This is a genomic window from Nocardiopsis sp. NPDC058789 (genome assembly GCF_042745575.1).
Taxonomy (GTDB): domain Bacteria; phylum Actinomycetota; class Actinomycetes; order Streptosporangiales; family Streptosporangiaceae; genus Nocardiopsis; species Nocardiopsis eucommiae.
In genome coordinates this window covers 177,128-190,166 of sequence record NZ_JBHYOW010000001.1, presented here as the reverse complement: position 1 = coordinate 190,166, position 13,039 = coordinate 177,128, and the positions used below count along the sequence as shown (strand labels likewise).

11 protein-coding genes are annotated in these 13,039 nt (G+C 72.0%); 8 read left to right on the top strand and 3 right to left on the bottom strand.

Annotation, left to right across the window (positions count from 1 at the left end; all coding sequences use genetic code 11):
- Nucleotide 1 precedes the first annotated feature (1 nt).
- The 8 genes from ACFW3L_RS00860 to ACFW3L_RS00825 all read left to right on the top strand — a co-directional run bounded on the left by ACFW3L_RS00860 (nucleotide 2) and on the right by ACFW3L_RS00825 (nucleotide 8,927).
- The gene (locus ACFW3L_RS00860; RefSeq protein ID WP_378734872.1) at nucleotides 2-787 is read left to right on the top strand and encodes an SDR family NAD(P)-dependent oxidoreductase; all 786 of its coding nucleotides are present in this window, start codon (nucleotides 2-4) and stop codon (nucleotides 785-787) included.
- Nucleotides 784-1,731, top strand: coding sequence for an ACP S-malonyltransferase (locus tag ACFW3L_RS00855; protein WP_378734870.1), 948 nt, complete (start codon nucleotides 784-786; stop codon nucleotides 1,729-1,731). Before ACFW3L_RS00860 ends, ACFW3L_RS00855 begins: the two co-directional genes overlap by 4 nt.
- Nucleotides 1,728-2,678 (top strand): ACP S-malonyltransferase, encoded by a 951-nt coding sequence (locus ACFW3L_RS00850; RefSeq protein ID WP_378734868.1) that lies wholly within the window; start codon nucleotides 1,728-1,730, stop codon nucleotides 2,676-2,678. Before ACFW3L_RS00855 ends, ACFW3L_RS00850 begins: the two co-directional genes overlap by 4 nt.
- Nucleotides 2,679-2,691: 13 nt before the next feature.
- Nucleotides 2,692-4,062 (top strand): class I adenylate-forming enzyme family protein, encoded by a 1,371-nt coding sequence (locus tag ACFW3L_RS00845; RefSeq protein WP_378734866.1) that lies wholly within the window; start codon nucleotides 2,692-2,694, stop codon nucleotides 4,060-4,062.
- Between the two features lie 552 nt (nucleotides 4,063-4,614).
- Nucleotides 4,615-5,985 carry a radical SAM protein gene (locus ACFW3L_RS00840; protein WP_378734863.1) on the top strand — a complete coding sequence of 457 codons (1,371 nt, stop codon included), beginning with the start codon at nucleotides 4,615-4,617 and terminating at the stop codon, nucleotides 5,983-5,985.
- Nucleotides 5,982-6,971, top strand: coding sequence for a hypothetical protein (locus ACFW3L_RS00835; RefSeq protein WP_378734861.1), 990 nt, complete (start codon nucleotides 5,982-5,984; stop codon nucleotides 6,969-6,971). The genes ACFW3L_RS00840 and ACFW3L_RS00835 overlap by 4 nt, the downstream gene beginning before the upstream one ends.
- Nucleotides 6,952-8,070 carry a hypothetical protein gene (locus ACFW3L_RS00830; RefSeq protein ID WP_378734859.1) on the top strand — a complete coding sequence of 373 codons (1,119 nt, stop codon included), beginning with the start codon at nucleotides 6,952-6,954 and terminating at the stop codon, nucleotides 8,068-8,070. The genes ACFW3L_RS00835 and ACFW3L_RS00830 overlap by 20 nt, the downstream gene beginning before the upstream one ends.
- Nucleotides 8,067-8,927 carry a JmjC domain-containing protein gene (locus ACFW3L_RS00825; protein WP_378734857.1) on the top strand — a complete coding sequence of 287 codons (861 nt, stop codon included), beginning with the start codon at nucleotides 8,067-8,069 and terminating at the stop codon, nucleotides 8,925-8,927. The genes ACFW3L_RS00830 and ACFW3L_RS00825 overlap by 4 nt, the downstream gene beginning before the upstream one ends.
- A 35-nt stretch (nucleotides 8,928-8,962) precedes the next feature.
- On the opposite strand, the gene ACFW3L_RS00820 is transcribed toward ACFW3L_RS00825, so the two are convergent.
- From ACFW3L_RS00820 to ACFW3L_RS00810, 3 genes are all read right to left on the bottom strand, one after another.
- On the bottom strand, nucleotides 8,963-10,639 hold the full coding sequence (locus ACFW3L_RS00820) for a glutamate synthase-related protein (RefSeq protein WP_378734855.1): 1,677 nt from the start codon (nucleotides 10,637-10,639) through the stop codon (nucleotides 8,963-8,965).
- A 222-nt stretch (nucleotides 10,640-10,861) separates the two neighbouring features.
- Nucleotides 10,862-11,689 carry a peptidoglycan recognition family protein gene (locus tag ACFW3L_RS00815; RefSeq protein WP_378734853.1) on the bottom strand — a complete coding sequence of 276 codons (828 nt, stop codon included), beginning with the start codon at nucleotides 11,687-11,689 and terminating at the stop codon, nucleotides 10,862-10,864.
- Nucleotides 11,690-11,875: 186 nt separating this feature from the next.
- On the bottom strand, nucleotides 11,876-12,805 hold the full coding sequence (locus ACFW3L_RS00810; RefSeq protein WP_378734851.1) for an alpha/beta hydrolase: 930 nt from the start codon (nucleotides 12,803-12,805) through the stop codon (nucleotides 11,876-11,878).
- Nucleotides 12,806-13,039 lie beyond the last annotated feature (234 nt).

Below are 13,039 nucleotides of genomic sequence, written 5' to 3'. Positions count from 1 at the left end.
GATGACAAAGGAACTCGAATCGAAGGTCGCCCTCGTCACCGGGGGAGGCAGCGGTCTCGGCCGCGCCGTGGCGACGCGCCTGGCCGACCTCGGCGCCACCGTCGCCGTCGGCTACCTCAACCGGGCCGAGGTCGCGGAGAAGACGGCCGAGGAGATCCGCGCGGCGGGCGGGTCGGCCCGGGCGCTCAGGGTCGACGTGCGCGACTACGAGGCGGTCTCGGCCGCCGTCCAGGAACTGACCAGGGAACACGGCCGCATCGACATCCTGGTCAACAACGCCGGTATCTGCACTGCGAGCACCATCGTCTCCACGGACTCCACCGAGGGCTGGACCGACGTCATCCAGACCAACCTCGTGGGCGCCTACCACTGCATCAAGGCGTGCGCCCTGCCGATGATGCTCCAGGGCTCCGGGGCGATCGTCAACGTCTCGTCCATCCTCGGCCTGGTCGGCAAGGGCGGGCTGAGCGCCTACTGCGCCAGCAAGGCCGGGCTCTCCGGGCTCACCGCGTCCCTGGCCGCCGAGTTCGCCACGCACGGCGTCCGGGTCAACGCGGTCGCCCCCGGCTACTCGGACGACACCGGGATGATCCAGCAGTTCCCGATCGAGCAGAAGGAGGTCATCATCAACGAGCGCATCCCGCTCCAGCGCCCGGCCCAGCCGGAGGAGATCGCAGAGACGGTCGTCTTCCTCACCCGTGACGGCTCCAGCTACATGACCGGTCAGACCATGGTGGTCGACGGCGGCCTGACGTCGGTGATCCGGGGGATGGCGAAGACCAGATGAGCCAGGGGACCGCGATTCTGTTCAACCCCCAGGTCGCCATGCGCCCGGGGGACTACCGGGACCTGTACGAGGCGCTGCCTCCCGTGCGGCGGCGCCTGGCACAGGCCTCCGAGGCGATCGGCGTCGACCTGGAGGAGGCCTTCCACTCCGCCGACGCGGACCTGGTGAACCAGGGGCCGCTGATCCGGCCGATGTCGGTGGCCCTGGGGGTGGCGCTTCACGACTCCCTGCCCGCCGAGTACCGCGACGGCGCGGAGTACATGGCGGGCCTGAGCCTGGGGCAGATCACCGCCGCCGCGGCCGGTGGCGCCCTGTCGTTCGACGACGCGGTGCGCACCGTGCGGACCATGGCGACGGTCGAGGGCGAGGTCTTCGCCGGGCGGGACCACGGGAGCACCTTCTGCTACTGCGTGGACCTGGAGTCGGTGTTCGCGAAGATCGAGGAACTCGCGGCCCGGGGCTACGACGTCGCGCCCTGCGCCATCACCGGGGACGACCAGATGGTCGTCTCGGGGGAGGCCGCCGCCCTGACCGCCGTCAACGAGCTCGCGGCGGCCGGGGGCGGGGTCGGTGTCCGCATCCCGCACGGGCCGCCCGGCCACTCGCCCATGCTGGCGCCCGCCGAGGAGCGCTTCGCCGCCGAGTGGGGGCAGCGCGACCGGGTCCGCGTCCCCAGGGTGCCGCTGATCTGCAACATGGACTCCACTCCGCTGGCGACGGCCGAGGCGGTGCGCGACGCCCTGATCACCCAGTACACCCGGACCGTCCACTGGGCCAGGGGGATCGAGCGGCTCCTGGACCTGGGCACGACCCGGTTCGTCGTGGTCGGACCCGGCCACTTCATCGGGAAGTCCTTCCGGTTCATGACCACCGCCAGGCGGGCCAGCGTCGTCCGCTTCGACCAGGCGTCCTCGTTCGCGGCAGAGCCGGCGGTCCGGTCGTGAGGGCCGTGCTGTTCGGCGGGACGGTGCCGCCGCTGCACGCCAAGGTCGGCGAGTTCCTGGAGACCGACCCCTACGCCCGTGCCCGTCTGGAGGAGGCCGAGGAGGTCCTGGGCCAGCACGTCCTGCCCCGCTTCTCCCAGGCCACGGAGTCCTACTCCCCCGAGGCGCGGCAGGCCTACCTCGTCACCTGCGTGGCCCTGGCCGACCGGGCCAGGGAGGAGGACGGCGAGGCCGACGTGTGCGCGGCGGCGAGCATCGGGCACCTGCCCGCGCTGCACTACTGCGGGGCGCTGTCCTTCGCGGACGTGATGCGGCTCGGAGAGGCGGTCGCGGAGTGCGAGAACACGTGGAACGCCACCGACCACGGGCTCGTCTCGCACTTCATGTACCGGGTCGGGCGGGACCGCCTCGCGGAGCTGGTCGCGGAGGTGGCCGCCGAGGGCGGGTGGGCCGAGGTGGCGGGTCACTTCAGTGACACCATCCACCTGCTCAACGTCTCCGCGGGGAGCCTCCCCCGGCTCGAACGGGCCGTCCGGGCCGGGGGAGGGGTGCCCGTGCTCACCTTCCCCCAGGCCGAGCACAGCGGGGTGAACGCCCCGCTGCGGGACCGGATCGGGGAGGCCGTGGCGGGCTTCCGCTTCCGGGACGCGCGGCTCGGCTTCGTCCGGGGCGCGGACGGCGTGCTCGTCGACTCCGCGGAGGAGCTGCGTTCCCTGCTGCGGGACGACTGCGTCACGCCGGTCGACTTCCCCCTGGTCGTGGACCGCCTCCGCGACCTCGGGGTGAGACGGGTGCACGTGGTCGGCCCGGGCAACCTGTTCGAACGGCTGACCAAGGAGCACTTCGACGTGACGGTCCTGGTGCCCGACGCCCGGGCACGCGGCCTGGCGGTCCCCGACTCGGGCCCCGCCCGGGTGAGCGGCGGCCGGGTCGCGTCCACCACGTGAGAGGGAGGGACAGGTGACAGGAAGACTGGTCATCGACGGCGAGGAGATCCCGCGCGGCCGACTCCACCAGGAGACCGCGGCGCTCGCCACGGCCCTGGCGTCCGCCGGTGCCGGACCGGGCCGGGGGGTCGTCATCGCACGTGACGACCCCCGCACCGCCGTGGTCACGGCCCTGGCCGCCGAGTCGCTCGGTTTCCCTGTGCTGTGCCAGGGAGAGCGGTGGCGCAGCGTCGCCCGCACCCGGCGGGTGGCCGCCGTGGTCGCCCCGGGGGCGGACGGCGCTCCGTCGGTGACGGCCCAACCGGACACGGGACTGCCCGACTTCGCGGAGTCCGCGCACACCCTGCTGTACACCTCGGGCAGCAGCGGCGAGCCCAAGGCGGTGGAGCTCTCGCACGCGGCCGTGGGCTACCACCGGTACGACGTCGCCGCCCACGCCGAGGTGGACACCCGGGACCGGATGCTGGTCCCGATGTCCCTCCTCAACTCGTACGGCTGGGGCATCGTCCAGTACTGGCTCTCGCACGGGTTCGAGATGCACGTGGAGTCGCGGCTGAACATGGACCGGGTGGCCGGACTGCTGCGCGAGGGTTCCCACACACGGCTCGACGGTGTCGGTTCGATGTACGCCGCGCTCCTGGTCGCGGCCCGCCGCGACCGGGAACTGGCGGCCGCGCTGGGCGCGCTGAGCTTCCGCGGCTGCGGCGGCGACGTGCTCCCGGTCGGCCTGGTGCGCGAGTACGCGGAACTGGTCGGCGGCCCGATCCACGACGGCTACGGGCTCTCGGAGACGGTGGCCTGGGTGACGCAGTCACTGCCCGGGAACTGGCGGCCCGGCACGGTGGGCCCCCTCATCAAGGGGTCGTCCGCCCGGATCGACCCGGCCGAGGGGGAGGTGCTCCTCCACGGGCCGGGCCTGATGGACGGCTACCTCGACGACGACGCCGCCAACGCCGCCGCCTTCACCGAGGACGGATGGCTGCGCACCGGGGACCGGGGGTCGGTCGAACCCGACGGCCACCTGGTCATCGAGGGACGCATCAAGGAGTCCCTGGTCGTCCACGGGGAGACCATCCCGCCGAGGTTCGTCGAGGACGTCCTGGCCGCCTGCGACCCGGTGCGGGAGGCGGCGGTGGTGGGCCTCCCGACCGGTCGGGCCAGGGGGGACCGGCTGGTGGCGTTCGCCGTGGTGGACGCGCGGGACCGGGAGCGGGCGCTCCCCCTGATGCGACTCGCCCTGCGGGAGCACCTCCCGGTACACCAGCGGCCCAGGGAGATCCACCTGCTGGACGAGTTCCCCCGTACACGTACCGACAAGCCGGACCGCCGGGCCCTGCGGGCACGGGCCGCCTCCCTGGAAAAGGAGAAGGATCAGGCTCATTGAATGAAAGGTGTGCGCGAAGGGTGACCGGAAGAATGTGAATCCGATCGTCCGGGCGAGGCGCCGAGGGTGTATTCCGTGTGTTCGACCTGGGATCCGAGGATCCCCGTATTGATGGCACACCGAGCCCTCGGTCGTTTCGCCATGCCTTTTTTCGGTTGATTGACGGGCTTGGGGAAAACTGATGAAAAGCGATCTTCGAGTGTTGACACGGGAAAAATAGGACTCCTAGACTCGGCACCGTTCGCGATTGTGCTTCGACGCGAATGCCAGGGATTCATCGTGAGAATTCGGGTCTGCCTGTCCCGTGTTTCTCCCCCTGTTTTTCACATTACTGAGAGGAATGGTTCCCATGCAGGAGTTCGAGGAGATCATCACCGAGTCCGTCGCTGGTGACGAGGTTTCGGTCATCGACTTCGGCTGCTAGCAGCCCGAGACCGTCCTCGGCCCAGCGGTCGAGGACGAGGTAGTCACAGGCCCCGTGGCGTCACCGGAGGATCCCGGTTCCCGCCACGGGGCCCTGGTCTCACAACCCGCGGCACCAGAGGACCGACCATGGCAGACACCACCGTCACCAGTACCTTCCGACCCTCCCGGTTCAACGTCGTCACCAGGACCGACGACGGTGACGCGGTCGTTCTGTACAACTCGATGCGCGGGAGCGTGTTCCGCGTCCAGGACCCCGTCGGCCGACGGGTGCACGATCTCCTGCACAACCGCAGGAGCGTCCTGAGCCGTCCCGGTTCGGAGGCCGCCGACGAGTCGCGCCTCTTCGACACCCTGGTCACCAAGGGGTTCCTGGTGGCCGAGGACCACGACGAGCTGGCGGAGGCCGACGCCCTGCGCGACCGGCGCAAGACCCGGACCGACCGCCTCGAACTGATCATCATGCCGACCGAGGCGTGCAACTTCCGGTGCACCTACTGCTACGAGGACTTCGCGCTGGGCCGCATGCTCACCGAGGTGCGGGAGGGCGTCAGGTCACTGGTCAGGCGCTACCGGCGCGAGCAGGGGATCGAGAGCCTCACGGTCGCCTGGTTCGGCGGCGAGCCGCTGGTGGCCTTCGACGTGATCGAGGAGCTCAGCACCTTCTTCCTGGAGTTCTGCGCCGAGGAGGGCATCGAGTACAGCGCGGGCATCACCACCAACGGCCTGCTGCTCACCCCCGAGGTCGCGCGGCGCTGCGTCGAACTGGGCATCAGCAACTACCAGGTCACCCTGGACGGCCCGGCCCACACGCACGACTCCTCCCGCTTCCTCATGGGCGGGGGAAGGACCTTCGACGAGATCATCGCCAACCTGACGCGGATGGCGGAGACGGACGCGGACTTCCGCGTGATCGTCCGGACCAACTTCACCGAGGCGAACAGCGTCCACGTGCCCGAGCTCATCGACCAGCTGGGCGGGCTCTACGCCGGGGATCCCCGCTTCAGGGTCATCTACCGTCCCGTCGGCGACTGGGGCGGCCCGCAGGGCGAGGAGTCCGAGGCCTACGCGGGCAAGCAGGCGGAGATGACCAAGCTCGACCTCTGCTCGAACGCGACGGAGGCGGGCCTGACCACGGCCGACGACGTGTTCCTGAGACCGAACGGCTCGGTCTGCTACGCGGCCTCTCCGTGGTCCTTCGTGATCCGCCCCAACGGGGTGGTCAACAAGTGCACCGTGGCCCTGCGCGACCCCCGCAACGCGGTGGGACGGCTCGACGCCGAGGGCGACCTGGGGCTGGACCCGGAGCTGATGAGCCTGTGGGTGGACAACGACGACGCCACGGACTCCGGCTGCCACTCCTGCTTCTTCCGCCCCTCCTGCCAGGGCGCGCACTGCCCCCTCGTGCGTATCCAGGAGGGGACGCGTCCCTGCCCGCCGCAGAAGGTCTGGATCGGACCCACCATCACCACGGCGGCCTCCAACGGGAGGCAGCGGTGACCGGCCCGCGCCGCGCTGAGGTCGCGGCGGACGACGACGGCACCTGGTGCGCCTGGACCTCGGAGTCCGGGCCGGTCAGGGCGCTCGGACTGTGGGGCCCCCGGAGCGGACGGATCACCGAACTGGGGCCGGGGACCTCCGTGTACGCCGGGGCGGGCACGGGGCGCTTCCTCCTCCAGGACGGCGCGACCGTCCGGTCGTGGAGCCCCGCGCAGGGCCTGCGGGACGAGGGCACGGCGGAACCCGGAGCCCTGCTGCTCGACGCCCCCGCACCCGGCACGGGCGGAGGTCGCCTGGTCGTGGCCTCCACCGAGGAACTGGTCCTGCTGGCCGGGGCCGCGGACCCCGTGTCGCGTCGGCTCTCCGCGCCGCCGCTGCTCCTGGCCTGGCAGCACCGCCGGCGCGCCGTCCTGTGCGTGCTCTCGGACGGGACCGTCCTGCGGACGGACCCCGTCACCGGGACGACCGAGACCGCGAACCTGCCCGGTGCCGAGACCTACCGTCTGGCCTGCTACGAGGAGGTGCTGGGCGGTGTCTGGGCGGTCCCGGCCGCCTCCCCCGGGACGGCGCGGTTCCACCGCACCGAGACCGACCCCTCCGACCCCGTCTACCGACGGGAACTCGGCGTCGAGGCCGACGCGATCCGCGCCTCACACAGCGGGGAGTGGCTCATCGCCCGGACCCCCGGCCGGGGGCCGACCCGTCTGGTCAACGTCAACAGCGGGAGGGGGTTCGACGTGCCGGGTGAGTTGGCGGCACGAGGAGTCCCCTGCGTGTTCTCGTTCGACAACCGGTTGATCAGCGTCGAGGGAGACACCTTCGAGTCGCTCCCCGTCCCGGCACGGGCGGACATCCGCTCACGCGACGGCTCCCTGGAGATCGACACGTTCTGGTCGGCCCCGCCCCAGATGCACCGCGCCGCGCGCCCGCAGCGGCCCGCGCCCAGGAACAAGGAGGTGGGGGCGGATGCCCGCACCGGTTCATGACCTTCCCCTGCGCCTGCTGTCCCCCGAGAACCGTCTGACCAAGGTGTCGGTTTGGGAACGGGCACGGGAGTGCGCCGCCGAGATGGACCGGGCGTCGCGCCGGACCCCCTTCGACGCCGAGGCCTTCTGCCGGGCCGCGAACCGGGGCGCACTGGTCCTCGCGATGGCCGGTGACCTCGCGGAGAGCGAGAGGTCCTGTCGGCGCCAGGCCCGCGTCCTGCTCTCCCTCGTCCGGAGGGGGCTGCTACCCCGTGCCGAGACCGTCCGCGTCCTCCAGCCCTGGATCAACCTCGGGCGGCTCCGGGTGATCCGCGGTGACTGGGAGGGCGCGCTGCCGCACTTCCCCTCTCCTCAGGGGCTGCACGAGGCGGGTGTCTTCGCCGAAGGCCCCGGACCAAACCACGGCCTGACACCGGACGAGGCCGAGGACGTCCTGGGCTCCGAGAGCGGCCGGGCCTTCGTCACCAACACCCACGTGGTGGAGACCGCCAAGGCCCTGGCGCGCGGGCGGCGCGCGGACCTGCTGGCCGCACACGTCAGCCGATGGAAGGGGACGGCGGGCGCGCTTCCGCACGTGCGGGAGGCCTCCGCGCTGCTCGCGTTGAGGGGCGGCGCGCGGCTCCCGGAGATCCCACCGGGGACCGTGCCGACGCTGGCGGGCACCGCCGTCGAGATCCACGCGGCCTCGGCCGACGGGTCGCGGACCGACTCCCTCCTGCGGTGCCTGGACATCCTGGTGAAGGGCGCGCCGTCGGCCGACCTCGTGGCCGTCCTGCGCGCGGGGGCCGAGGTCCTGCGTTCTCGTGGGCGCGCGGAGGACGGCGCCCGGATCCTTCACCGGACAGCGGACCACTGTCGCGCACTGCGGGACGAGGCGGAGCTGTTCGCGGTGCTCAGCGAACTGGACGGGCTGGAGCCTGCGTCGGAGGCTGGCCGGGAGGCCCGGGCGCTCGCGGCCGACAGCGGATACGCCTTCGTCAGGGCGCGGGCCGGGGAGCCGCCGCTGCCACCGGCCGCACACGTGCCGCGCCTGGCGGTCCTGATCACCGCCGAACGGGAAGCCGAGTCACGCACCACTCCGGTCAGGGAGACCACATGACGCCCGCCAGCCCCACTCCGCGACCCCTCGGAGGCGACCACCCCGTCCTCGCACGGATCGTCGGGGACACCGACGCCTTCCTCGACCACTGGGAGCGCAGCCCGGTGGTCGCCGAGGCCGGACCCGCCGTGACGGAGGCCTTTCCCCTGGAAGCGGCGTTGTCGCTGGTCAACCGGGCCGGTCTGCCCGCCTCCTGCTTCCGGGTGTTCCAGGACGGCGCCCCCCTTCCCCAGGAGGAGTTCAGTGCGGACCGGGGACGACCCGGCCGGGGCAGGGAGCCCCTGGCCGACCGGTCCGCGCTGCTACGCGCCCACGACGCCGGGGCGACCATCGTCTTCGAGGAGGTCCGGCTCCTCGTCCCCGAGGTGGAGAGGCTCGCGACGGAACTGGAGGAGGAACTGGGCTTCGGCGTCTACTGCGCGGCCTTCCTGACCCCCGCCGGGAACTCCGGGGTGCGTCCGCACTACGACCTGGCCAGCGGGTTCCTCTGCCAGGTCCACGGTTCCAAGAGCTGGTCGGTGGGTGCCCCGGACACGCCGTGGCCGACGGTCCCGAGCGCCGACTCCCAGCCCGCGTTCGACCCCGTCCTGGAGACGGTGCTCACCCCGGGACGGACGCTGTACATCCCACGGGGCCACCCGCACGCCGGGACCGCCACGGACGAGCTCTCCCTGCACCTGTCCTTCGCCGTGAAGCCCCGGACCTGGAAGGACGTTCTCCAGGCCCACCTGCGTGGCGACACCCAGCACGCGCCCCTGCGCGAGATGCTCCCGCTGGGCCACACCGACCTCGACGGGCGCGACCTGCTGGCCGAGGCGGTGGAGCGGCTGAACGCGGCGGTGGCCCCACGGAGCTGAGGGGCGTGGGCGCGTCGGTCGAGACCGGGCTCCGCTCAGACGGAGACGCCGCCGTAGGACACCCCGGACAGGTCTGCCAGCTCGCGCTTCCACGCCACGAGGTCGTCGGGCTCGAACCCGTTCAGGTGGTCGTGCCCACAGGCCCGGGCCATCACCTGCATGAGCTCCACCGAGGAGCGCAGGAACCGGTTCAGCCGCTCGGCGGCCTCCGCCACGGGCAGACGGGCGCGCAGGTGCGGCCGCTGGGTAGCGATGCCCACGGGACAGTTGTTCGTGTGGCAGGCGCGCATGCCCAGGCAGCCGATGGCCTGCATGGCGGAGTTGGCCACCGCGACGACGTCCGCGCCCAGGGCCAGCGCCTTCACGAAGTCGGCGGGCACCCGCAGCCCCCCGGTGATGATCAGGGTGACGTCGCGGCGGCCCAGCCGGTCGAGGTGGCGCCGGGCGCGGGCCAGCGCCGGGATGGTCGGTACGGAGATGTTGTTCCGGAACAGCAGGGGGGCGGCGCCGGTGCCGCCGCCCCGGCCGTCCAGGATCACGTAGTCCACCCCGATCTGGAGCGCCGCGTCCAGGTCGCGTTCGATGTGCTGGGCCGACAGTTTGAAGCCGACGGGGATGCCCCCGGTGGCCTCGCGCACCTCGGCGGCCACCCGACGGAAGTCCGCGACGGAGACGAGATCGGGGAACCGGGACGGGGAGATGGCCGGGACCCCCTCCGGGAGGTCGCGCACCTCCGCGATCCGTCCGCTCACCTTGCTGCCCGGCAGATGGCCGCCGGTCCCGGTCTTGGCGGCCTGACCGCCCTTGAAGTGGAAGGCCTGGCAGCGGGCGACCTTCTCCATCGTGTAGCCGAAGCGGGCCGAGGCGAGCTCGTAGAAGTAGCGGCTGTTGGCCTCCTGCTCCTCGGGGAGCATCCCGCCCTCGCCGGAGCAGATGCCGGTGCCCGCCAGCTCCGCGCCCCGGGACAGCGCGGTCTTGGCCTCGGCGGAGAGCGCGCCGAAGCTCATGTCCGAGACCAGGAGCGGGATGTCCAGGACCAGCGGGCGGCGGGCGTTGGGGCCGACCACCACGCTGGTGCCCACCGGATCGTCGTCGAGCAGGGGAGGCCGGTGGAGTTCGGCGGTGACGATCTGGAGGTCGTCCCAGGAGGGGAGCTCGTCCCGGGGCACGCCCATCGCCGCCACCTCGCCGTGGTGGCCCACCCGGGTGAGCCCCTCCTCGGCCAGCTGGTGGATGCGGTCGTTGAAGGGTTCCTCGGGGGTGCCCTCGAAGTCGGCGTAGGAGCCCTGGTAGGCGGAGCGGTCGAAGTTCTGCGGGTGGTCCCGTTCCCAGGCGCGGATCTCGTCCTCGTCGACCCAGACCCCGCCGTCCTCCACCCAGGCCTCGAACCGCTCCAGGTCCTCGCCCTCGTAGTAGAGGTTGACGCCGCTGCGCGCGTCGTAGACGGAGCCGTGGACCCCGCAGACCAGCCGGTCGCCGTCCTCCACGGTGGCGTCGGACATGAGCGCGCCCCGGTGCTGGCAGCGTCCGAACAGGACCCTCACCTCGTCACCGGAGCCCGTGGCCTCCGCGTCCGTGGCCGGGGTCGGGTCGTCGGCGGACACGGAGGACCTCGGCAGGCGGATCACGGCCAGGTCAACGTTGGAGACCCGCGCGTGGGCGGGACGGAGGGGCTCCAGGTCGTCCCAGTCGGCTACCTTCGTGGCCCGCATACCGTGCTCCTCAGGTCGTGGGTGCCAGCGCGCCCCTTCGGGGACGGTCCTCCGCGCGGACACGGATCACGGAGAAGTGTATTGACATGACTACTCTTCGTGTTCACCGACATGCCTGGAGCCGGACACGGGCGGCGCCCGCCAGCCCCGGGGGACCGGAGCGGACGGGCGCCGTGGGAGGGGCGGGAGCGACACCGAACGGGGAGATGTCCTCTGTGGGCGTCAGCGCGAGAAGTCGTCCGGGCCCCGGAGCGGCCCGTGGTAGAACTCGTGGTCCGGCTCGTCGTCGGGGACCGGCGGGAAGGTCGGGCCGTCCTCGGCGGTCGCGGGCTCGGCGGCGACGGGGATGCCCTGGGCCCGCATGGTCTGGGCGACCCTGTTGCGCAGGTCGGGAAGCATGGAGTAGAGCACGTCGCCGGGGCAGGCGGTGGCGTTGAAGTCCCGGTGCCCCCGGATCGCGCTGCCCGGGTTGAGGCCGTACGCCCCGCACAGCCAGGCCAGGGTGTCGACCAGCGTGTTCGTGAGGGCCTGGGTCGGGCCCTGGGTCATGTAGGTGCCCTCGTTCTCGATCCCGATGCACGTGCTGTTGTTGTTGGCCACGTGCGTGCCGACCACGTGCTGGCGTGCGGCGATCGCCTCGGGCGTGCGGTCGCGCCCCTCCATGAGGAAGCCGCCGCGGCTGATCGTGAGCTGCTGGCCGGTGTCGATCCAGCCGTTGCTGTCCATGTGGTAGTTCTGGATCGACTTGGACAGGTTCAGGGCGTGGTCGAGCGTGTAGTTCGTGCTGTTGGCCGTGGCGGTGTGGTGGACCACGATGTACTGCGGCGGGCTGGCCAGGACCTGGATGGGGCTGCTCGGCGGACGAGCGTTCCAGGCGCCGCGCCAGTACAGCTCGGGCGCCGCCTGGGCGGCGAGGTCGGTGGTCTCGGCGGAGGCGCCGCCGGCGCCCAGGGCGCCGAGGGACCCGCCGAGGACCGCGGCCCCCGATGTCAGGGCCGCCGTCCTCAGGAGTGCGCGTCTGTCCATACCGGAGTGGGGGATAGGCGTCATGGCCGTCCTTCGTGTTCGGCGTGGTTACTTGCCAGTTAATGAAAGACACGAAGGCACACGTGCGCACAGGGGTGAAACGAGGAATTCTGCTGACCGGGTCCGGCCAGAAGAATTCACTCGACGTCCCCTGTTTCGCCATCATTCAATGATGTATTGGACGCATTTCACAGAGGAACGGGAAGGCGTTCACCCGAAGGCCCCCCGCAGCGCCGCGACCTGCTCACGACGGAAATCACGGACCACCTCCGCTTGCGGGAGATACGTGTCGAACCCGTGAAAGGCCCCCGGTACCACCGTGGTCGCGCAGGGCACTCCTGCCGCGCGCAGGCGTTCGGCGTAGGCGAGGTCCTCGTCGTGGAACAGGTCCAGCGTCCCCACTCCGATCCAGGCCGGGGGCAGACCGGACAGGTCCTCCCGACGCGCCGCGGCCGCGTAGGGGGAGACCTCCGCGCCTCCGGCGTCGGTGCCGAGGTACGACCGCCAGGCGTACCGGTTACTGGCCGGGGACCACATGCGCACGCCGAGTCCGTCCAGGTCGGAGCGGAGCACGGTGCGGTCGTCGAGCATCGGGTAGACGAGCAGCTGGAACAGCGGGCGCGGGCCGCCCCGGTCCAGGCTCATCTGGGCCAGCGCGGCCGTGATGCCACCGCCCGCGCTGGCGCCGCCGATCGCCACGCGTCCGGGGTCGATCCCGAGCGGTCCGGCCCGGTCCACCATCCAGGAGAGCGCCGCGTGGGCGTCCTCGACCGGTGCGGGGGCGGTGTGCTGCGGGGCCTTGCGGTAGCGGAGCGCCACCACGGTGGCGCCCAGTTCACGGGCGAACTCGACACTGCCCCTCTCGTCCTGGACCGGACTGCCGAACAGGTACCCGCCGCCGTGGCTCCACAGCAGCGCGGGGGAGGGGCCCTCCACCGACCGGGGCCGGTAGACCCGCAGACTGAGCGGCGGAGCGCCCTCGGGCCCCGGCGCCGTGTGCTCCTCGACCAGGAGGTCGGCGGGGGTCCGCGTCGGCCGCATGCGTTCGGTGAGTCGCTGCGCCAGACGCGCCGTGCGGGGGCCGAACGTCGGAGTGGGCAGGAATCGGGCAGGGGCCAGGTCAGGGTGGAGCTGGGACATCGGGGTTCCTCGGGTGACAGGGCGGAGGCGAGGGAACGGCGGTGTGCCGCCGACCGTGCCCGGCCGAGCCGGGGCGTTCGTGCCGAGGTCCCATGGCGGTCACCCCCCAGGGGGTGGTCTCTCCGGGTGTCGGTGCGTTCCTTCATGGAAGGGAACTCCTCCGGGCCCGTGGTAGTTCCCGGGCCCGGAGGCGTCACACCGGTGGGGGAGCGTGCTCACACCTCAACGGAGCGC

Coding starts and splice junctions, on each gene's coding strand:
- ACFW3L_RS00860 (WP_378734872.1), top strand. CDS start 2: ATGACAAAGGAACTCGAATCGAAGGTCGCCCTCGTCACCGGGGGAGGC.
- ACFW3L_RS00840 (WP_378734863.1), top strand. CDS start 4,615: ATGGCAGACACCACCGTCACCAGTACCTTCCGACCCTCCCGGTTCAAC.
- ACFW3L_RS00855 (WP_378734870.1), top strand. CDS start 784: ATGAGCCAGGGGACCGCGATTCTGTTCAACCCCCAGGTCGCCATGCGC.
- ACFW3L_RS00820 (WP_378734855.1), bottom strand. CDS start 10,639: ATGCGGGCCACGAAGGTAGCCGACTGGGACGACCTGGAGCCCCTCCGT.
- ACFW3L_RS00830 (WP_378734859.1), top strand. CDS start 6,952: ATGCCCGCACCGGTTCATGACCTTCCCCTGCGCCTGCTGTCCCCCGAG.
- ACFW3L_RS00825 (WP_378734857.1), top strand. CDS start 8,067: ATGACGCCCGCCAGCCCCACTCCGCGACCCCTCGGAGGCGACCACCCC.
- ACFW3L_RS00810 (WP_378734851.1), bottom strand. CDS start 12,805: ATGTCCCAGCTCCACCCTGACCTGGCCCCTGCCCGATTCCTGCCCACT.
- ACFW3L_RS00815 (WP_378734853.1), bottom strand. CDS start 11,689: ATGACGCCTATCCCCCACTCCGGTATGGACAGACGCGCACTCCTGAGG.